We start from the raw sequence: 20,129 nt of genomic DNA on the forward strand, positions 1-20,129 counted from the left end.
CCCGTCGAGCGCATGATGCGCGACGCCAAGATCACCCAGATCTACGAGGGCACCAACCAGGTCCAGCGCATCGTCATGGCCCGCAACCTCCCGTAGCGCGGCGGCCCGTCGGCGAACCGGTCTGTCGGCGTGGGCCCTTGAGAGCCCACGCCTGATCGACTTTGGGCCCGGAGGACCCGGCGGCGGCCATGGCATACCTGGATGTGAAGTGACAAGCGCACGTTCCGACCTCGACGTGGTGGCAGCGGCGCTCGCCGCCGTGCCGCCGCTCGGGTACGGGTGGACGGACGGGATGCAGGACCTGTACGAGCGGTTCCTGCGTGAGCCGGACCTGGCGCTCCCGCAGGAGTACCGTCGGAAGTTCGAGAGCCATCGGGAGCGGGAGCGGTTGTCCGCCTCCACTTATGAAGTGTGGTGGTCTCTCGAGAAGCGCCTGGAAGCCGGCGGCCTGGGCTCTGCCGAGCAGGCCGAGGCCGCAGAGCTGGCGGAGCGCTGCGTGTACGCCCGATTCCTGGAGTACGAGGCGGTGGGCTTCCTGCACACGCTCGGTCGTCCGGTCGGCGAAGAGGTCCTGCTGCGGTTGGTGCGTGACCCGTCGGTGGACGAGTACGTCAGGGCCAGGGCGCGCGAGTGGCTGATCTGGCTGCGCCGTGACGACAACCGAGCCCGCTCCCGGGAGGCCGTCGAGGGTGAGGAACCCCTGCTGCCCGCGGGGGTGCGGGAGCTGCCCGTCTCCGCGCACGGCGGCGGCATCGAATGGACGGACGACACCGGCCTCCTGCGGCGGGTCCTGGAGGCACTGCTGCCCGCCGAGCGGCTGGCCTGGCCGGAACCGCCGGCCGAATGGCACAGCAAGGACGGGGACGATGAGGTGGACTACGCCGAGCGCCCGGAATGGCTCGACATCCGCATCGTGGAGGGGGACCTGATGCCGCACCCGAGCCAGGTCACCCAGGAGCGGATGGTCGAGCTGCGGGGCGAGTGCGAGCTGCTGGGGCTCGACGTGAGCGCCGACGACTTCGTCGAGCGACAGGTCACGCGGATCCGGGCGGAGATCGCCGCCGGGGCGTTCCACCACCTCGGGTCCCTCGGCTACCGCAGGCCGGACGAGGTCACGCCGTGGGCCATGGACCTCGCCCAGCGGTACGTGGAGCGCGATGCCGCCGCGGAGAAGGCGTTGTACATGCTGGGCGTCATGTACGAGCACCCGTACAGCCGTGAGGTCCTGACCCGCCTTGCCGCAGACACCTCGCTGCGCCCCGAGATCCGGGAAAAGGCCGAGAGTCTGCTACCGGGCGCCTGAGGTAAGTGGAGGGGTGCCCTCCGTCCCGGACCCGCCCCTTGGTTACACTCCCCGCGCCATATCGCGTGAACAAGGGGCGGGACAGTCATGAGTGTCGATTCCACGGTGTCGGGTCTGCTGCGGCAGATCGCCACTCAGGACGTCGTCGAGCTGCAGGACGGGATGGGCAGGGCCGGGAGGCTCGCCGTGCAGGCCGCGGTCGTGGAGCAGTACGGCTTCGAGTACGGCGAGGCCTGGCGTCCGGGGCGCGTGGGACAGAACGATTCGACCCTGGCCGTGGTCATGTACCGCGACCCTCGCCCCGAGGCACGCGCGCGCGAGGCGGCCACCATCGCCGCCTTTCCGCAGGCCGGCCAGGGCGGTCCGGTCCCCGGGCTGCGGCCGGGCACCCTCAAGCCGCTCCCCGAGACGGAGCAGGCGGTGGCGCACCTCAAGGACCGCATAGGTTTCGACGCGATGGCCGATGCCGCGACCGCGGGGCAGAAGCGGATCGCCTGGGGCGGCATGGGTGTCGTGGTGCTGATGCTGCTGATCTCCGGGTTCTACCTCGGCGCCCTGATCGGCGGCGCGCTCATGTCCGGATTCCTGCTGTTCGCTTTCAGGATCGGTGACATACGGCGCCGGAAGATCACCGAGCGGCTGACCGCCGCCGGGTTCGCCGCGGTCCGCGACGAGCACGGAAGGCAGCGGTTCCTGCGCCCCGGCCAGCAGCTGCCGGGGCACGCGAACCCGTTCGGGAGCTGAGCACCCCCCCGTGCAGGACGGGGGGCGCTAGACGGACACCGCCAGGACGTAGCCGCTCGCCTGCATCTCGTCGCACAGGGCCTTGCAGGCGCCGAAGTGCTCGCCGAACTCGGGCCTGCTCTTCCACGCGGCGATCGACTCCGCATCGCGCCAGGACGCGAAGGAGACGAAGTGGCCCTGTGCGGCCGTGTCACGGATGAGCCGGGCGAACAGGAAGCCGTCGTTTTCCTTCTTGGTCCAGGTCAGGAAGGCCGTCCACCGTTCGACGAACTCGTCCTCCTTGCCTTCGGAGACCCGCCAGCTGCCGGACTGCCAGAACTTGCTGTCGTCCGTCATGGCACACCACCTCGTTGGGAGCCCCTCCCACCAGGCTAGGCCGCTACTCGCCGGTCATCAGCCCGCCGGTCATCAGCCCCGCCGGTCATCAGCGGTTCGACGTGACCGTCACCGGCTCGTCGTTCTGGATCTGGCCGACCAGCTGCTTCACCTTCGGCATGTCCCACTTCAGCGAGCCCTGCGGCGCGCTGCCGGAGATCGGGATGTTCATGGACTTGCCGTTGCCGCCGCTGATGCCCTTCATGGCGAAGAACATCTTGCCCAGGTCGTACAGCGACATGTCCTTGTCCACGATCAGCGTGTCCAGGCCCGCGCCCAGCGTCGGGTAGAGCTTGAACGGGTTGACGATCGTGCCGGGCGTCGCCGCCTGGTTGGCGAGCGCGGAGAGGAACTTCTGCTGGTTCTTCGTGCGCGCCAGGTCCGACTCGGCGAAGGCGTACCGGGTGCGGACGAACGCCAGGGCCTGCTCGCCGTTGAGGGTCTGCGTGCCGGCCTGGAAGTTCGCGCCGGAGTTCTTGTCCTTGAAGCCCTTCTCGATGTTCATCTCGACACCGCCGAGCGCGTCGACGATGTTCGCGAAGCCGGCGAAGCCGATCTCGGCGTAGTGGTCGATGCGCAGCCCGGTGTTGAACTCGACGGTGCGCACCAGCAGCTCGGGCCCGTCCATGGCGTACGCCGCGTTCAGCTTGGAGCCGCCGCGTGCCTTGTACGTCTTGCCGGACTCGGAGCCGACGAAGGAGGGGATCGTCACCCACGAGTCACGCGGCAGCGAGACCATCGTGTTCCCGCTGGAGCAGGCGGCGAGGATCATCATGGAGTCGGTCCGCTTGCCCTCGGCGGAGCCGGTGTGCAGCTTCTTCTTCTCCTCGGCGGTCATGCCCTCGCGGCTGTCCGAGCCGACGATCAGGTACGTGGTGCAGTCGCCCTCCGCGGGGCGCTCGATGACCTTGGCGAGGTCGACCTCGCCGCGCAGCTTGGAGCTGGCCCAGGCGTACGTGCCGCCGGCCCATCCCAGCACCACGACGAGCGCCACGATCGAGCCGACCTTGATCCGCCGGCGCCAGTCGGGGGCGGCGGGGCCGTAGCCGTCGTCGTACGGGTCGCGCGGCGGCGGGACCGTGCCGCGGCCGCCGCCCTGGGGGCCGCCGTAGACCTGCCCGGTGTTGTACCCGGAGTCGTATCCGGTGTTCTGCGCCTGGGTGTAGTTCGGCTGGTAGCCCTGGCCGCCCTGGTCGTATCCCTGGCCGTGGGGCTGCTGCGGGGCGGGCGGGCGCTGCCGTTGCGCGCGCACGTGACGCATCGCACGCGGGCCCTCCGGCTCGTCGCCCGTGCTGCCGTGGCCGTAACCGCCTTGCCAGTCATTCATGCGGAACAGTGTGCCGTCCGCCCCGGCGGCGCCGACAGGCCGGGTGGACAATCGCACCGGCCCTGTTGCCAAGCTGATGCAAAGGTGACCGCGCCGAAGCACCCGGCAAAGCTCGGCATAAGGTGGACGGCATGACAGATCAGGGCGATATCCCGGGCAAGCCCACCTCCGCGTCGCGGACCACGCTCAGCCACATCATGACCGCCCACGACACCAACCTCCTGGGGACGGTGCACGGTGGCGTGATCATGAAGCTGGTCGACGACGCCGCCGGGGCCGTCGCCGGCCGTCACTCCGGCGGTCCCGCCGTGACCGCCTCCATGGACGAGATGGTCTTCCTGGAGCCGGTCCGCGTCGGCGACCTGGTGCATGTGAAGGCGCAGGTCAACTGGACCGGACGGTCCTCCATGGAGGTCGGCGTCCGGGTCCTCGCCGAGCGCTGGAACGAGTCCACGCCGGCCCAGCAGGTGGGTTCCGCCTACCTGGTCTTCGCCGCCGTCGACGCGGACGGCAAGCCGCGGCCGGTGCCGCCGGTGGTCCCGGAGACCGAGCGGGACAAGCGCCGCTACCAGGAGGCCCAGATCCGCCGCACCCACCGCCTGGCCCGCCGCCGCGCCATCAAGGAACTCCGCGAACGCCGCGCCGCCGAGGGCTACGACGACTGACCCCGGGGCCGGAGGCCCCACCGGCCGGGCCCGCGGCCCGGCTACCCGCAGACCACCTGGTCCCCGGTCACCGCATCGAACTCGCCGCTCTGCGTCTGCTCCGGCCGGACCGGGGTCACGCCCCTGTAGTCCGCCCCCGCGGTGACCCGCAGGGTCCGCCCCTGCCCCGGCACCGCCTTCAGCTCGCACCCCGGCAGCGCCGCCGCCAGGGACTTCGCCGAGCGGTCCCAGCGGGGGTCGTACGTCACGAGGGTGCGCCGCACCACCGGCCCCGTGCCGTTCAGCGGGGCCCCGGTGGTGTCGAAGCCGGTGCCGCGCAGGGCCGCGTCGACCTTGCGGCCGAGCCCGTCCGTGCGGGTCCCGTTGTAGACCTGCACCCGGATCTCCCGCGGCGGCACGTCCACCACGACCCGCTTCAGCGCCGGCCCCCGGTGCGGGGCGAGCGGCTTGTCCTCCCGCAGCGCCCGGAACAGCTTGCGGGCCTTCTTCGCGTCCCACTTCACCGTCGAGCCGATCCCCTTCACCGGGAAGCTCACATCCCCCACCGGCACCGAGACGAACTCCGACGACGCCGGTCCGAAGCCCCGCATCGCCTTCGCCAGGGCCAGCATCCGGTCCGCGCCGAAGCCCTGGTCGGCCCGGACCGAGCCGAGCACGGTCGTGGCGACCTCGCGGAACCGCACCGGGTTCAGCAGCACCCCGCTGCCGGTGATCCGGTGGATCAGCGCCGCCAGGAACCGCTGCTGGCGCTGCATCCGGCCCAGGTCCGCCGCCCCGTCGACGTGCCGGGAGCGCACGTACTGCAGCGCCTGCCCGCCGCTGAGCCGGTGCCGGCCCGCGGGCATGGCCAGGCCCGTGTACGTGTCCTTCATCGGCTTCGCGGTGCAGATCTCCACTCCGCCGACCGCGTCGACCGTCCGCATGAAGCTGGTGAAGTCGATCTCCAGATAGTGGTCGATCTTGACCCCGGTCATGTTCTCGACCGTGCGCACGGTCAGCGCCGGCCCGCCCTCCGCGTACGCGGCGTTCAGCTTCACCGGGTGCGCGTCGTGGTGCCGGCCGGTGGTCGCGTCGACGTGCTCGGGCATCTCCGCGTACGAGTCCCGCGGCAGGCTCACCACACTGGCCCGCTCCCGGTCCTCGGAGAGGTGCACCAGCATCACCGTGTCGGTGCAGCGGCACGGCGCCCCGCCCAGCCTGTACTTCTCCTTCTCCGCCTTGGTGATCTTCTCCCGGCTGTCGGTGCCGACGAGCAGGACGTTCATCCCGTGCCCGGCCTGTGGGCGGTTCTTCATGTCCTTGAACGGGTCGATCCGGTCGATCCCGGTGTCCAGGCCCGTCATCAGGACGTGCCCGATCCCGCCCGCCCCCAGCACCAGCACCGACAGCGTGGTCGCCAACCGCATCCCCCAGCGGGGCCGCTCTTCCCGTCCGACGCGGCGGGCCGGGGCGGGACGGCGGCCGGCCGGCCGGGGACGGGGCGCGCGGGGCGGTGTGGGCACCGGGGACACCTCCGGTGGGTGAGGGAGACCGACAGAACCGTAGGTCCATACGATCAGCGGCAGCGGGCCCGGACCCCGCGGCGCGCGACCATGTCCCCCATTCGCGGTAACGTGGCCGACGATGAACGCCATGCCCCCCGTCTCCGTGATCATGCCGGTCCTCAACGAGGAGCGGCACCTGCGCGACTCGGTCCGTCACATCCTCCAGCAGGAGTACGACGGCGAGATGGAGGTGGTGATCGCGCTCGGGCCGTCCACGGACCGCACCGACGAGATCGCCGCCGAACTCGTCCGCGAGACCGAGTCCGACCACCGCAAGCGGGTCCACACCGTGCCCAACCCCACGGGCCGGACGCCCGCCGCTCTGAACGCGGCGATCAAGGCGTCCCGTCACCCGATCGTGGTGCGCGTGGACGGTCACGGCATGCTGTCGCCCGACTACATCGCCACCGCCGTGCGGCTCCTGGAGGAGACCGGCGCGCAGAACGTCGGCGGCATCATGCACGCCGAGGGCGAGAACGACTGGGAGCACGCCGTCGCCGCCGCCATGACGTCGAAGGTCGGCGTGGGCAACGCGGCCTTCCACACCGGCGGCGCCGCCGGCCCGGCCGAGACGGTGTACCTCGGCGTCTTCCGGCGCGAGGCCCTGGAGCAGCAGGGCGGCTACAACGAGGAGTTCATCCGCGCCCAGGACTGGGAGCTGAACTTCCGGATCCGCGAGGCCGGCGGACTGATCTGGTTCTCGCCCGAGCTGCGCGTCCAGTACCGGCCGCGGCCCAGCGTGCGCGCGCTGGCGAAGCAGTACAAGGACTACGGCCGCTGGCGGCACGTGGTGGCCCGCTACCACCAGGGCTCCATCAACCTGCGCTACCTGGCCCCGCCGACCGCGGTCTGCGCCATAGCGGCCGGTCTCGTGGCGGGCGTCACGCTCAGCCCGCTCGGCTTCGTGATCCCGGCCGGCTACCTCGCCGCGATCACCGTGGGCTCGCTCCCGGCCGGCAAGGGCCTGCCGCTGAAGGCCCGGCTGCAGATCCCGGTGGCGCTGGCCACCATGCACATGTCCTGGGGCTTCGGTTTCCTCACCAGCCCCCGCTCCCTGGCGAAGAAGGTCATCGCGAGCCGCCGCCCGGCGGTGAAGACCGCGCAGGTCTGACGGGCAAGAGGCAAGAGGCGAGAAGCAAGAGGCGAGAAGCAAGAGGAAGAGGCCGCCCGGTGCGTCACGCACCGGGCGGCCTCTCCTTGTGTGCCGTCGGGTCAGCTCTTCCCGTCCCAGCGGTAGGGCCCGTACACCGGCATGCAGTGCTTCTCGTCCGCCCGGACCACGTCCGAGCCGTCCGGCAGATCGCCGGCCTCCGTCTTCGCCGGCTTGTACACGGCGCCCTCGCGCCAGTCGCCGCCGACGACGACGGTGATCCCGTCGACGGTGGCGTCGGCCCGGACCGCCGTCGCCGGCATGCCGAGCGCCGTGGCGACCGACACCGCGTCGGCCTTGCCCTGCTCGCCCTCGCTCTTCGGGTACTTGACCACGCTGTCCTTGCGCGGCTCGGCCCCCTGCGAGGAGTTCGCCCGCGTGAAGCCCTTGCCCTTCAGGGTGTCGGACACGCTGCGGGCCCGGCCGCCGACCGGGGCCTGGGTCTCGGAGCCGGTGCCGTTGATCACCGTGACGCCGAGCGAGCCCGGAGCCGCCGCCGGCGGGCCCGGCTTCGTGGACGGCTTCGTGGACGGCTTGGCGTCCTTCGGGTCGCCGTTCTTGTCCATGGCGACGTCCTCGCGGATCATCCGGAAGATCTTGTCCGCGGAGCTCGGCACCATCTCGAGCCGGTCGTCGTCGAACCGGTACGCGACCGTCGGGACCGTGGCCGTCGTCATCCGGTTCAGCTTCACGTTCTTCAGCTGCATGGAGAGGTCGAACAGCGCCTTCACCGAGGCGAGTTCGTCGGAGACCTGGAGCGCCTTGGTGGCCGTCTCGGCGAGACCGAGCAGCTGGCCGGTGTCGGACCAGGCGTTCTGCTTCTGCAGCTTCTCGAACATGCCGTTCATGTACATGTGCTGGGCCTTGGCACGCCCCTGGTCGTTGCCCCAGGCGTGCCGGGTCCGCAGCCACTGGAGCGCCTGCTCGCCCTGGATGTCGGTGGTGCCCTTCCGCAGCTGGAGCCCGGAGCCGCCGGGGACCAGCCGGGTCGGCTTGTCGTGGACGCCCGTCTCGACGCAGACCGGGACGCCGCCGACCTCGTCCGCCATGGAGACCACACCCGCGAAGTCGATCATCATCCAGTGGTCGACGTAGACGCCGGTCAGGGTCTCCCACGTGGTCAGGGTGCAGCCCGGACCGCCGCGCTGCAGCGACTCGTTGATGGGCCGGTTGCTGGTGGCGGCGTAGGTTTGGCCCTTGTCGTCCTTGCACTCCGGGATCTTGACGATCGTGTCGCGCGGGATCGAGATGGCGGAGGCGTTCTTCCGGTCGGCCGAGATGTGCAGCAGCATCTGCACGTCCGCGAGCGGCTTCTGCTCGCGCAGGTTCTTGCCGCCGCCCAGCGCCACGTTCTTCGGGTCCGCCCGGCTGTCGGAGCCGATCAGCAGGATGTTCAGCGGAGTGTTGCCCAGAGCGTTCGGTGGGGCCTTCTTCACACCGCTGTCGCCGCCGCTGCGGCCGCCGGAGCGCAGGTTGCCGTTGAGGTGCTCGTAGTACCAGTAACCCGCGCCGGCCGTGCCGAGTATGAGCAGCGACACCGTGGCCGCCACCCATTTGACTATCTTGCGCTTTCCGGACTTCTTGGCACGGCGGCGCGGCCCGCCGCGCCGGTGGCTCGTGCCACCGCCGGCGTCGTCCGAGCCGCCGTCGCCGGAGCCCGGCCGGACGCGCAGGCCCATCGTGCCCGCGTCCTCGTACAGGCTGTCGTCCCAGCCACGATCACCGGCGCGCGGAACGCGCTCTCGCGCCCCCTCCCCACGCACGCTGCTCTGTCCCACCCCTGGGCCCCCCTCGCATACTCAGGTGCGGCCGTGGGCCCGGGATTTCCGGGTCACGCGGCGCACACCTTCTTGTCGGCTTCTACCTTCTCGATGTCCGGCACCTTGGCCGGTCCGGTGAGGGGCACCCCCGCGCCCTTGAAGTCAGAGCCGAGAATCAGGGTCATCGGTTCCCTTTCACCGGCCTGCTGCGTTCCCTGCTTGAGCGCCGTCGCGGGCAGGCCCATCAGATCCGCCAGCTTCCGTGCCTGGTCGGCCTGGTTCGGCGCGTACTCCAGCGTCGTCGTGGCCTGCTTCTGCGGCGCGTTGCTCTTGTTCGTGGAGCGGGACACGCCCGCGTCGTTCTGCAGCCAGTTGATCGTGTTCTGGGCCGCGCCGGTGATGCCGCTGCCGTTGTAGACGTCGACCCGGACCTTCGAGGCCTCCGCGCGGGGCCCCTTCAGGAGCGCGGCCTGGGCGTTCGCCTGGGCGTTCTTGGCGTCCTGTTCCTTCTTCTTCACCGCGGTGAGCGAGGTGTCGGCCTTCATCAGGGCGAACAACTGCTGCGCCTTCTCCGGGTGCGGGACGACGGTCGCCTTGATCTTCTCGGCCGGGTTGTCGATCACCGGCAGCGTGGCGAAGGTGATGTTCTTCGGGTCGATCGGGGTGAGTTCCTTCGCCAGGTCGGAGAGCTTGGAGATGCTCCCTATCCCGGTGTCGACGGTCAGCGCGTTGGTGGCCGCCTCGGCCAGCCCGTAGAGCTTGGTGGGGCTGGTCAGCGTCTCGTCCGACTTCATCTGACGGATCATCGAACTCAGGAACTGCTGCTGGACCTTGATCCGGTCCAGGTCGCTCTCGTTGCCGAAGCTGTGCCGGGTGCGTACGAACGCCAGGGCCTGCTCGCCCGCCACCACCGACTCGCCGGCGGGCAGGTTCAGCTTGGAGTCCTTGTCCTTGACCGGCTTCTTCAGGCAGACCTTCACGCCGCCGACGGCCGTCGTCATCTCCTTGACGGCGTTGAAGTCGGCCATCATGAAGTGGTCCACGCTCAGCCCGGTCAGCTCGGTGACCGTGCGCATGGTGCAGCCGGGGTCGCGGCCGGCCTGGCCGAGGCTGGTGTTGAAGCGGACGTCCCGCTCGCCGGGGATGGACTTCGTGCCCTCGGCGGTCTTGGTCTCGCAGTCCGGGATGTCGGTCTTCAGGTCGCGCGGGATCGACATGGCCGTCGCGTTGGTGCGGTCCGCGGAGACGTGGAACAGGATCGTGGTGTCGGCGTGCCCGGGGCTGTTCTTGTCGCCGTAGCCGGCGTTGCCGGAGCCGGTGCGCTTGTCCGTGCCGATCAGCAGGATGTTGAAGGCCTGGCCCTCCTTGAACCCGCCGCCGCTCGCCCCGGCCACGTCGACCGTCTTGATGTTCCCGTTGAAGTGCTCGTACAGCGCGTACGCGCCCACGGCGCCCGCGACGACCACGAAGGCCGTCACGCCGCCGGTCCACATCAGGGCCTTCTTCCTGCGGGACTTCGCCGTCTTGCGCTTGCGGCGCCCGGCCGGCGGCTCGCCGTCGCGGCCCTGGCCCTCGGCGACCCGGCGCCGGCGCTGGCCGGGGACGGGCGGGGCCTCGGGCGCGCCGGAGCGGCGGCCGTCCTCAGGGGCGCGGCCGGAGGTTCTGGGGCTCGGGGGAGTGGGGCCGCGCCTGCCGGATACGGGTGCCGACTGCCCAGCGGAACGGTCCAGTCGCAGTTCGTAGTTGCCGGTCCTCGGGTTGAGTACCCACTGGTCGGCGGGGTCGATCTCGTCCGCCCGTCCACGGCTGTGCGCGTCCACGGTTGCTTGAGTCCTCCGTCGGTGCGACGCGGCGCCTCCCCCGGGCGCTCGATGCGTTCGATCCTCGTCAGTGCGCGACCACGTGGTCGCGGCACCGGATCGCGTCACACTATCCGCCCAGTTCAGCGTGGGGCGACGTCCGTGACAAATTCCACGCACCTTACAAGCGGGCAATTCGCGCAAACACCGTTTCCTGCCGGACGTGGTTTGAGCAGCGCTTTACCAATTCGCCTGCGCGTGACCGGACGGTCACGTCATGAACACACGCCCTCCGCGGCGTTGCGGCCGGAGAACGTGGGGGTCGGCTCGGGCTCCGGGCTGTCCGACTCGTACCGTCCGCCCTCGTCCTCGTCGTCCGGGGCGACGTCCACGGGCTCGTCCTCGCGCAGCCGCTTGAAGAGTTGGTTCGCCGCGGGTTGTACCAATTCATCGCGGTTCGCGTCGTATGTATACGGGCGCCTCGGCACCGTGAGGAACTGCACCTTCTCCGTCGGCACGCTGCGCATCGAGCGCGCCAGGTCGTACAGGTCCCGCAGCGAGTCCAGGCCCGGATCGGTGGTGATCGCCTTGGTCGCCGCGTCCAGCACCGGGTACAGCTTCGTCGGGTTGAGCAGGACGCCGTTGCTCTGCACCTTGTTGACCAGCGCCCCGAGGAACTGCTGCTGCCGGTCCATGCGTTCGGTGTCGCTGCCGTTGCCCAGCGACTTGCGGGCCCGTACGAAGCCCAGCGCCTGCTCGCCGCGGAGCGTGTGCCGGCCGGCCGGCAGCTTCAGGTGCGCGTCCGGGTCGTTCACCGGCTCCTTCAGGCAGACCTCCACGCCGTCCACCGCGTCGACCATCCTCTTGAAGCCGCGGAAGTCCACCACCATGTGGTGGTCGATCCGGATCCCGGTCAGCTTCTCCAGGGTGCGGATGGTGCAGGCCGTGCCGCCGAACTCGAACGCCCAGTTGAACTGGGCGAACTGTTCACGCGTGCGCGTTCCGTCCGGTTTGCGGCAACTCGGGATCCGCACCATCAGATCGCGCGGCACCGACATCGCCGTCGCGCTGGACCGCCCCTCCGACAGATGCAGCAGGATCGTGGTGTCCGAGCGCTGGGTGCCCTTGTCCCGGCCGTACTTGCGGTTGCCGCTGCCGGCCCGGGTGTCCGAGCCGATCATCAGGATGTTCTGCGCCCCCAGCGCCCCCGGCCTCGGGCGCTCCTTCTCGTAGCGGCGCAGCTCCGCCTCTGCGGAGGTGTCGGTGGTGATGTTCGCGTCCAGCTTGCGGTACAGCCACCAGCCCGTGGCGGCCGCGCCCAGGACGACCACCGAGCAGCCGAAGGCCGTCCACCGCAGCCAGCGCCGCCCGCGCCCGCGACCGCCCGGCTCCCCGTCGCCCGCCGGACCGTCCGGGGCCGGGCTGCCTGCGCTGTCCGTCACGTCCGGGTCCCGTCCGTCGAGGGGTCAAGGGGCGTACCAGCCGATCATGTACCGGCGTTGACGCGCGAGCCCGGGGGCTCGGCGCGTCGCTGCGCCGGACGGGTGGCGGAAAGGCGGAGCCGGCCGGGGCCGGCCGCAGCGGCGGTCAGTCGACGGTGAGTGTGACCCGCTCGCTGTCCACCCGCTTCGCGAGCCCGTCCGCGTCCAGCCGGTCCAGGTGGCGGCAGAGCACGACCGAGCCGCCGGCCGCCAGAGGCGCGTACAGCCCGGCCGAGACGCCCTCCCAGGAGTCGTACGGGCGGCCCGTCAGCACCCGCACCCCGGGGGTGAGGCCCAGCGTCCTGGCGTCGGCCCGCGCCCGCTCCACGAGCTGGGCCCCCGTCAGCTCCGTGCCGGCCACAGCCAGCGCCGGAGCGTCCGGATCGACCGGGACGAACGGGGCGAACCGGTCGCCCTGGCTCGGCACCTCCACCGCGTAGTCGGCGTACCCGGCCGGCGCGACCGGGAAGCGGCGGCCCAGCGGGGCGAGGGACAGCGCGATCCGCTCCCCGGAGCAGGCCAGGCCCTCGTCGAGCCGGTCCGGACCGGCGACCACGAGGTCCGCGCCGGCCGGGTCGCCGCCGAGCTCGGCCGTCACGCCGACGGACGAGCAGGCGAGCAGCCAGACGGCGGTCTGCCAATGGGCCGGAAGCAGCAGCGCCAGCCGGTCGCCCGGCTCGGCGGAGAGCTCGCCCTGGAGGAGATTGGCCGTCTTCGCCACCCAATTGGCGAACGTGGCCACGGACAATTCGACGCGCTCACCGGTGGCGTCGTCGTAGAAGGTGACCAAGGGGCGGGCGGGATCCGCGGCGAGCGCGGATCGCAGCAGGTCGGCGGGGGTGCGATCGGTGGCGTTCACCCGCTCAAGGGTACGCGGACGGGCCCGCGGGGCACCGCCGTACCGGTGACGCGGTCCTCCGGTCGGACCGACGGGCCGTCAGTTTCCGGGCGGGATCCCGGCGCGCGGATCGGGGCGGCGCTCCGCACGATCTCAGCATGCGTGCCTACCTTGCTACCTCCATCGGCGTCGTGTGTACGGCCGCCCTCGTCCTTCCTCTCGCTCCCGCGGCCGGCGCCGCGGGAGGACCGACCCCTGCCGACCCGCTCTCCTCGTCCTCCTCGCCCTCCCCGTCCTCCCGCGCGGCGGGGGAGGTCGCGGCGGGGGATGCGGCCTCCGGGAGCACCCAGTCCCTCGCGCTCGACGTGCTGGGCAGCAGCCGCGCGGCCGGCTCCGTCGCCGTGCGGGGGCTGACCCGACAGGACGTCAGACCGTTCTCGCTGGTCGGCGTCGTCTGGGACGACGCCGGGGCCGAGCTGCACGGCAGCGTCCAGGTCCGGACCCGCGCCGCCGGCGGCGCGTCCTGGTCGCCGTGGCAGGACATGGAGACCCACAGCGACGACGGAGCCGATCCCGGCGTGCAGGAGCGCGCGTCCGGCCCGGTGCGCGGCGCGACCGCCCCGCTGTGGGTGGGCGACTCGGACGGCGTCGAGGTCCGCGTACGGCCCGAGGGCGCCGAACCGCTGCCCCAGGGGCTGCGGCTGGAGCTGGTGGACCCGGGCGCGGACCCGGCGGCGGAGACGAGCACCGGCGGCCCGCTCCGGTCGCTGTCCTTCGCCGCGCCCGAGGGCACGGTGATCCCGGCGCTGTCCCGGCGGCAGACCGAGGCGCGGTACGCGCAGGAGGAAGCGCGGTACGAGCAGGAGGAGGCGGCGCTGCGGGCGAAGCCGTACATCGGGCCGCGGCCCCGGATCGTCACCCGCAAGGGCTGGGGCGCGAACGAGAAGCTGCGCGAGAAGAAGTTCGTGTACACGAAGAAGGTCAAGGCGGCCTTCGTGCACCACAGCGCGACCGGCAACAACTACACCTGCAAGCAGGCCCCCTCCGTCCTGCGCAGTATCTACCGCTACCACGTCGTGAGCATGGGCTGGCGGGACTTCGGCTACAACTTCGCCGTCGACAAGTGCGGAAACATCTACGAAGGCCGGGCCGGGGGAGTGACCCGGGCCGTCCTGGGCGCGCACACCCGCGGTTTCAACACCGACAGCATGGGCATCGCCGTTCTCGGCACCTTCGGGTCGAGCAGCCCGCCCGCGGCCGCGACGACCGCGGTGGCGCGGCTGACGGCCTGGAAGCTGGGGCTCTTCGGGGCCAACCCGAAGGCGAAGACGACGCTGACGTCCGGTGGGGGCAACCGGTACAAGAAGGGCAAGAAGGTCAAACTCAACGTCATCTCCGGGCACCGCGACGGCTTCCTGACCTCGTGCCCCGGAGCCCGGCTGTACAGCAAGCTCGGCGCCACCCGGACCGCGTCCGCGAAATATCAGGGGCGTGCTTGATACACGTACACCCCATTCGGTCATCGGTCCGATCATCTGCATAAACTGACCGGTCACATCGCAGGAACGGTGGTGTGACCGGCACGAGCAGGAAGCAGAGACGACTGGTGACAGAAGCGATCCTCCTCGTCGGCGGCAAGGGAACGCGGTTGCGGCCGCTGACGGTGAACACGCCGAAGCCGATGATCCCGGCGGCGGGAGTGCCCTTCCTCACCCACCAGCTGGCCCGCGCGCGGGCCGCCGGCGTCGACCACGTCGTCATGGCCACGTCGTACCTGGCGGAGGTCTTCGAGCCTTACTTCGGCGACGGCTCGGCACTCGGGCTCAGCCTGGAGTACGTGACCGAGGAGGAGCCGCTCGGCACCGGCGGAGCGATCCGCAACGTGGCGTCGCGGCTGCACTCGGGGCCCGACGACCCGGTCCTGATCTTCAACGGGGACATCCTCACCGGCCTGGACATCCGCGCCCTGGTCACGACGCACGCCTCGTCCGGCGCGGACGTGTCGCTGCACCTGACGCGGGTCGCGGACCCGCGGGCCTTCGGGCTCGTGCCGACGGACGAGACCGGCCGCGTCACGGCGTTCCTGGAGAAGCCGCAGACGCCGGAGGAGATCGTCACCGACCAGATCAACGCCGGCGCGTACGTCTTCCGGCGCTCGGTCATCGACACGATCCCGGCGGGCCGACCGGTCTCCGTCGAACGCGAGACCTTCCCCGGGCTGCTGTCCTCGGGCGCGCACCTGCAGGGCATGGTCGACTCCACGTACTGGCTCGACCTCGGCACCCCGCAGGCCTTCGTCCGCGGCTCCGCCGACCTGGTCCTGGGCCGCGCCCCGTCCCCCGCGGTCCCGGGCCGCTGCGGCGACCGCCTGGTCCTGCCGTCCGCCCGCGTCGCCCCGGACGCCAAGCTCACCGGCGGCACGGTCGTCGGCGAGGACGCGGTCGTGGGCGCCGGCGCGCGCATCAGCGGCAGCGCGATCCTGGCGGGCGCGGTCGTGGAGCCCGGCGCGGTCATCACGGACTCCCTGGTCGGCGCCGGCGCCCGCATCGGCGCCCGCACCCTCCTGACGGGCGCGGTCGTCGGCGACGGCGCCCACGTAGGCCCCGACAACGAACTCCACACCGGCGCCAGAGTCTGGTGCAACACCACCCTCCCCCCCAACGCCATCCGCTTCTCGTCAGACGAGTAGAGGCGGCACCGCCGCCCGTTACGCTCGTACGCATGGCCGGTCGTTTCGTGCCCCGTACTCCCACCACCCGGGCCACCTACCGGGGCGGTCACGTACCCGTGCCTGCCGCGCGCGCCGGCAGGTCGGCGGCGAGGGAGTGGGTGTTGCCCGAGGTCACCGATCTCGGGCTCACCCTCGGGCCGCTGCGACGCGGCCCCGCGGACCCGACCTTCCGGACCACCCCCGACGGCTCCGTCTGGCGGGCCAGCCGGACGCCCGACGGCCCGGGCACGCTGCGCGTGAGCCTCAACGGCGGCGCCGCGCACGCCGACGCCTGGGGCGCCGGCGCCGAGTGGCTGCTCGACCGGCTGCCCGCGCTGCTCGGCGCGGACGACGACCCCGCCGCCTTCGTCCCCCGCCACCGCCTCGTCGCCGCCGCGCACCGCCGCCGCGCCGGCCTGCGGCTGACGCGGACCGGGCTGGTCATGGAGTCGCTGATCCCGTCGGTCCTGGAGCAGAAGGTCACGACGGACGAGGCGTACCGCGCCTGGCGCCTGCTCGTCCGCCGCCACGGCGAACCGGCGCCCGGCCCCGCCCCCGACGGCATGTACGTGATGCCCGATCCGCGGACCTGGCGGCAGATCCCGTCCTGGGAGTGGCACCGCGCCGGCGTCGACGACAAGCGCGCCGCCACGATCCTGCGCGCCGCCCGCGTGGCGAACCGCCTGGAGGAGGCCGCCGCCATGGAGCCGGACAAGGCCCAGGAGCGGCTCGAACTCATCCCCGGCATCGGCCCCTGGACGTCCGCCGAGACGGTCCAGCGCAGCAACGGCGCCCCCGACGCCGTCACCGTCGGCGACCTGCACCTGCCGGGGATCGTCGGCTACGCGCTCGGCGGCGACCGCGACGCCGACGACGCCGCGATGCTCGAACTCCTCGCCCCGTACGCGGGCCAGCGACACCGCGCCGCCCGGCTCATCCTGCTCAGCGGCCGCGTCCCGCCCCGCCGGGCGCCGAGGATGACCCCCGGCGACATCGCCCGGCTCTGAGCGACGGACCGGACCGGGCCTACCGCACCTCGACGAACGTGTCCGCCCGCCGCACCGGCCGCTCCTTCGGCGCCGCCGACGGATGCCCGATGGCGACCGCGCCCATGGGGTCCCAGTCCGCGGGCAGCGCGAGGACGTCCCGTACGACGTCACGGCAGAACATCGTGGACGACACCCACGCCGAGCCGAGCCGCTCGCCGGCCAGCGCCACCAGGAAGTTCTGCACGCCCGCACCCGCGGCGACCACGAACATCTCGCGCTCCGCGGCGTCGCGGCGCGGATCGCCGTAGTGGTGTGCACCGTCCGCCACCAGGCACGGCACCGCGAGATAGGGCGCGCCCCGCAGCACGTCCCCGCGCCGCACCCGCTTCGCGATCGACTCCTCCGACTTGCCGTCCCGCCGCAGGTCCGCGATCCACGCGTCCCGCATCGCGTCGAGCAGCCGGGTCCGCGAGGACGCCGACTCGAGCAGCACGAAGCGCCACGGCGTCGTGTGGTGCGGCGCCGGCGCGGTGACGGCGGCCGCGACGGCCCGCCGCACCGCCCCCGGGTCGACGGGCTCGTCCGTGAACTCCCGTACCGTCCGCCGCAGCGTCACGGCCTCCCGCACGGCCTCCGAGGTGCCCAGCCGGAACATGTCGTCGGCCGCGCCCCGCACCAGCGCGCGGGTGTCCTCCGTGCCGCCCACGAGGTGCGGCAGGCCACGGACCACCGCGACCGGCCGCCCCGCCGCCTTGCCCTTCACCAGGTCGCCCGCGGCGGCCAGTTCGTCGGCGGTGGCGACCACGGTCGCGCTGAGCGGGTTCCCGTGCGCGTCCGTCCCGCCCCGCAGGTCGTCCAGGACCCGCACGCCCGCCGCGCCGATCGCCACGTCGGTGAGCCCGGTGCGCCACGGCCGCCCGAAGGTGTCGGTGACGACCACGCCGACGTCCACGCCGAGCGCCTCGCGCAGTCCCTCCCGGATCCCGCGCGCCGAGCCGTCCGGGTCCTCGGGCAGCAACAGCACCGTCCCGGCGGGGGTGTTGGACGCGTCCACGCCGGCCGCGGCCATCACCAGGCCCTGCCGGTTCTCGACGATCCGCAGCGCGCCGCGCCGCGCCACCACGCGCACGGTCTCGGCGTCGATGGCCTTCTCGCGGTCGTCCGCGGCGACGATCCGGCCCTCCGCCTTGCTGACGATCTTGGACGTGACGAGGACGACGTCCCCGTCCGCCAGATCCGGCGCCGCGGAGGCGATCAGCTTCGCCAGGTCGTCGCCCGGCTTCACCTCGGGCAGCCCGTCGACCGCCCGGACGCGGTACTCGACGGGCGCCGGCCGCGCCGCCACTCCCGCCTGCCCCACCGTCATCCGCGCCGCCGGCTGCACGGCCACCGATGCCGTCTGCTCCGCAGTCATCGGCGCCGTCTGCTCCGCAGTCACCCGCGGACCTCGTCCGCCAGTGCCAGCGCCTCGCGGGCCATCGCCGCCGTCGCCTCGACGTCCGTCATCATCAGCGGCACCGCGCGGCAGCGGATCCCCGCCGCCTCCACCTGCGCCACCACACCCGCGTCGACGGTGTCGACGAGCCAGCCGTCGAGCAGCCCGGAGCCGTAGTGCTCCGCGACCGCCGCCGCCGTGGCCTCCACGCCCACCGCCGCCAGCACCTTGTCCGCCATCCCGCGCACGGGCGCGTCGCCCACGATCGGCGAGAGGCCCACCACGGGCACGCCCGCGGCGGCGACCGCCTCGCGGATCCCCGGGACGGCGAGGATCGTGCCGATCGACACGACGGGGTTCGACGGCGGGAAGAGGATCACGTCGGCCTCGGCGATCGCCTCCAGGACGCCCGGCGCCGGCTTCGCCTGCTCCGCGCCGACCGGCACGACCGCCAGCGCGTCCACGGAGGCGCGCAGCTTCACCCAGTACTCCTGGAAGTGCACCGCCCGCCGCTCGCCGTCGGTCTCGATCGCGACGTGCGTCTCGATCCGGTCGTCGGACATCGGCAGCAGCCGCACACCCGGCTGCCAGCGCGCGCACAGCGCCTCGGTGACGGCGCTGAGCGGGTAGCCGGCGCCCAGCATCTGCGTCCTGACGATGTGCGTGGCGAAGTCCCGGTCGCCGAGGCCGAACCACTCCGGCCCCACGCCGTACGCCGCGAGCTCCTCCTTGACGTGGAAGGTCTCGTCGGTCCGCCCCCAGCCCTGCTCCTCGTTGATGCCACCGCCGAGGGTGTACATCACCGTGTCGAGGTCGGGGCAGACCTTCAGCCCGAACAGATGGATGTCGTCACCGGTGTTGCCGATGACCGTGATGTCGGCGTCCGGGGCGGCCTGCTGCAGACCGCGCAGGAAGCGGGCGCCACCGATGCCGCCGGCGAGAACCACAATGCGCATACGGAGCAGTTTGTCAGGCGGAGACGATCACGTCCGCAGCCGGGGCGCATTGCGCCTGGTGCGTGGCCTGATGTGTCGCCTCGTGCATCGGCATCTCGGTCAGGCCCGGGTAGTACACGTGCAGGCTGACGGCCGGTTCGAGGGAGTCGTTGACGACCTCGTGCACGTAGCCGGGCGCGAAGACCTGCTGTGCGCCGGGGGTCAGGGTCCGCCGGCCCCGTTCCGTACGCTCCGTCAGCTCGCCGTCCAGGACGGTCAGCAGACCGGACGAGCGGCCGTGGTCGTGCAGCCCGCTGCCCTGGCCGGGGACCCAGGAGAGCAGCCAGACCTCGTAGCCGGGCCCCGTGCGCAGCCGGTGGTACCAGCGGGTGGTGGCGTCGTACTCGACGAGGTGGGCCCACTGCGCGCGGTCGGCGGCGAGCTCGCGGGCGAGGCCGGCGAACTCGGCCACGGTGGTGGGGTGCTCCTTGGCGGGCTGGAGCAGGTGCGGGACTTCAAGGATGTCGCCGGCGATCTGAAGGTCGCTGTCGCTGTTCATGGGTGCGGTGGTTCCTCGGCAGTACGTGCAGGGGAGTGCAGGCGAGTGCGGGGTGACGCAGGGGCGACGACGCGGGAGGGGCGTCGGCCTCGGGGAGTTCGCTGGAGCGCTTACGGCATCAACAGCTGGAACAGCAACAGCAACAGCGCGCCTGGACAGCGCTGCGGAACCCACGGGCGTGGGTCGCGGAGTGCGCTGTGGTCGCTGGCATGGAATCAAAGGTGGCGGGCGACGTCCCGACTGTCAACCCAATGCCCGATTTGGCGGTAATGTTTCACCTCATCCGGTTACTCCGTCCGGAGAAAGGTTTGTGCAGTCGGAGGGTGGGAGACATGGCGCAGCAGTTGTGCCCTTTAAACGCGGCGGGGGCTCCGTGATCGGACTGTGATCCGGATCGCTTCCGTGGCTGGATCGCAACATGATCCACGTCCGGGACGTCTCTCTGTCCGAGAGGGTGCGACGTCGTCGAGGCCGTAGGTTGTGTCATGGTTTTTGGCGATTTGAACACTTTCCGC

The 20,129-nt window shown here is 71.8% G+C and carries 18 protein-coding genes; 8 read left to right on the plus strand and 10 right to left on the minus strand.

Annotation, left to right across the window (positions count from 1 at the left end; genetic code table 11):
* The 3 genes from ACGFMM_RS34570 to ACGFMM_RS34580 form a co-directional block, all read left to right on the plus strand.
* On the plus strand, positions 1–96 hold a 96-nt coding region (locus tag ACGFMM_RS34570), incomplete at its 5' end, for an acyl-CoA dehydrogenase family protein (protein ID WP_157849844.1).
* Between the two features lie 112 nt (positions 97–208).
* On the plus strand, positions 209–1,303 hold the full coding sequence (locus tag ACGFMM_RS34575) for a hypothetical protein (RefSeq protein ID WP_393650475.1): 1,095 nt from the start codon (positions 209–211) through the stop codon (positions 1,301–1,303).
* A gap of 87 nt (positions 1,304–1,390) precedes the next feature.
* Positions 1,391–2,047, plus strand: coding sequence for a hypothetical protein (locus ACGFMM_RS34580; protein ID WP_393650476.1), 657 nt, complete (start codon positions 1,391–1,393; stop codon positions 2,045–2,047).
* A 27-nt stretch (positions 2,048–2,074) separates the two neighbouring features.
* Here the strand turns inward: ACGFMM_RS34580 and ACGFMM_RS34585 are convergent, their stop codons facing one another.
* Positions 2,075–2,383, minus strand: a complete 309-nt coding sequence (locus tag ACGFMM_RS34585; protein WP_393650477.1) for an antibiotic biosynthesis monooxygenase family protein — start codon at positions 2,381–2,383, stop codon at positions 2,075–2,077.
* A gap of 88 nt (positions 2,384–2,471) precedes the next feature.
* Entirely contained in the window at positions 2,472–3,749 is a 1,278-nt protein-coding gene (locus ACGFMM_RS34590) for an LCP family protein (protein ID WP_393650478.1), read from the minus strand.
* Between the two features lie 131 nt (positions 3,750–3,880).
* On the opposite strand from ACGFMM_RS34590, the gene ACGFMM_RS34595 reads away from it, so the two are divergent.
* Positions 3,881–4,414 carry an acyl-CoA thioesterase gene (locus ACGFMM_RS34595; RefSeq protein WP_393650479.1) on the plus strand — a complete coding sequence of 178 codons (534 nt, stop codon included), beginning with the start codon at positions 3,881–3,883 and terminating at the stop codon, positions 4,412–4,414.
* Positions 4,415–4,455: 41 nt separating this feature from the next.
* Here the strand turns inward: ACGFMM_RS34595 and ACGFMM_RS34600 are convergent, their stop codons facing one another.
* A complete protein-coding gene (locus tag ACGFMM_RS34600; RefSeq protein WP_393650502.1) occupies positions 4,456–5,820 on the minus strand; it encodes an LCP family protein in 1,365 nt (454 codons plus the stop codon).
* 217 nt (positions 5,821–6,037) lie between these two features.
* Here ACGFMM_RS34600 and ACGFMM_RS34605 point away from each other — a divergent pair, with 217 nt between their 5' ends.
* Positions 6,038–7,069 (plus strand): glycosyltransferase family 2 protein, encoded by a 1,032-nt coding sequence (locus ACGFMM_RS34605; RefSeq protein ID WP_393650480.1) that lies wholly within the window; start codon positions 6,038–6,040, stop codon positions 7,067–7,069.
* A gap of 101 nt (positions 7,070–7,170) precedes the next feature.
* On the opposite strand, the gene ACGFMM_RS34610 is transcribed toward ACGFMM_RS34605, so the two are convergent.
* From ACGFMM_RS34610 to ACGFMM_RS34625, 4 genes are all read right to left on the minus strand, one after another.
* Positions 7,171–8,886, minus strand: coding sequence for an LCP family protein (locus ACGFMM_RS34610; protein ID WP_393650481.1), 1,716 nt, complete (start codon positions 8,884–8,886; stop codon positions 7,171–7,173).
* A gap of 53 nt (positions 8,887–8,939) precedes the next feature.
* Complete coding sequence (locus tag ACGFMM_RS34615; protein WP_393650482.1) at positions 8,940–10,688, minus strand: LCP family protein; 1,749 nt, start codon at positions 10,686–10,688, stop codon at positions 8,940–8,942.
* Between the two features lie 254 nt (positions 10,689–10,942).
* Positions 10,943–12,109 carry an LCP family protein gene (locus ACGFMM_RS34620; protein ID WP_393650483.1) on the minus strand — a complete coding sequence of 389 codons (1,167 nt, stop codon included), beginning with the start codon at positions 12,107–12,109 and terminating at the stop codon, positions 10,943–10,945.
* Positions 12,110–12,254: 145 nt separating this feature from the next.
* A complete protein-coding gene (locus ACGFMM_RS34625) occupies positions 12,255–13,007 on the minus strand; it encodes a TIGR03089 family protein (protein WP_393650484.1) in 753 nt (250 codons plus the stop codon).
* A gap of 137 nt (positions 13,008–13,144) precedes the next feature.
* On the opposite strand from ACGFMM_RS34625, the gene ACGFMM_RS34630 reads away from it, so the two are divergent.
* The 3 genes from ACGFMM_RS34630 to ACGFMM_RS34640 all read left to right on the plus strand — a co-directional run bounded on the left by ACGFMM_RS34630 (position 13,145) and on the right by ACGFMM_RS34640 (position 16,703).
* Complete coding sequence (locus tag ACGFMM_RS34630; protein ID WP_393650485.1) at positions 13,145–14,485, plus strand: peptidoglycan recognition protein; 1,341 nt, start codon at positions 13,145–13,147, stop codon at positions 14,483–14,485.
* 107 nt (positions 14,486–14,592) lie between these two features.
* Positions 14,593–15,675 (plus strand): sugar phosphate nucleotidyltransferase, encoded by a 1,083-nt coding sequence (locus ACGFMM_RS34635; protein ID WP_393650486.1) that lies wholly within the window; start codon positions 14,593–14,595, stop codon positions 15,673–15,675.
* A 32-nt stretch (positions 15,676–15,707) separates the two neighbouring features.
* On the plus strand, positions 15,708–16,703 hold the full coding sequence (locus ACGFMM_RS34640; protein WP_393650487.1) for a DNA-3-methyladenine glycosylase family protein: 996 nt from the start codon (positions 15,708–15,710) through the stop codon (positions 16,701–16,703).
* Between the two features lie 19 nt (positions 16,704–16,722).
* On the opposite strand, the gene ACGFMM_RS34645 is transcribed toward ACGFMM_RS34640, so the two are convergent.
* The 3 genes from ACGFMM_RS34645 to ACGFMM_RS34655 form a co-directional block, all read right to left on the minus strand.
* On the minus strand, positions 16,723–18,051 hold the full coding sequence (locus ACGFMM_RS34645; RefSeq protein WP_393650503.1) for a coenzyme F420-0:L-glutamate ligase: 1,329 nt from the start codon (positions 18,049–18,051) through the stop codon (positions 16,723–16,725).
* 68 nt (positions 18,052–18,119) lie between these two features.
* On the minus strand, positions 18,120–19,076 hold the full coding sequence (gene cofD / locus ACGFMM_RS34650) for a 2-phospho-L-lactate transferase (RefSeq protein WP_393650488.1): 957 nt from the start codon (positions 19,074–19,076) through the stop codon (positions 18,120–18,122).
* A gap of 13 nt (positions 19,077–19,089) precedes the next feature.
* Entirely contained in the window at positions 19,090–19,614 is a 525-nt protein-coding gene (locus ACGFMM_RS34655) for a cysteine dioxygenase (RefSeq protein WP_393650489.1), read from the minus strand.
* Between the last annotated feature and the right edge of the window lie 515 nt (positions 19,615–20,129).

Origin of the sequence: Streptomyces sp. NPDC048604 (genome assembly GCF_043199435.1) — a bacterium.
GTDB lineage: Bacteria > Actinomycetota > Actinomycetes > Streptomycetales > Streptomycetaceae > Streptomyces.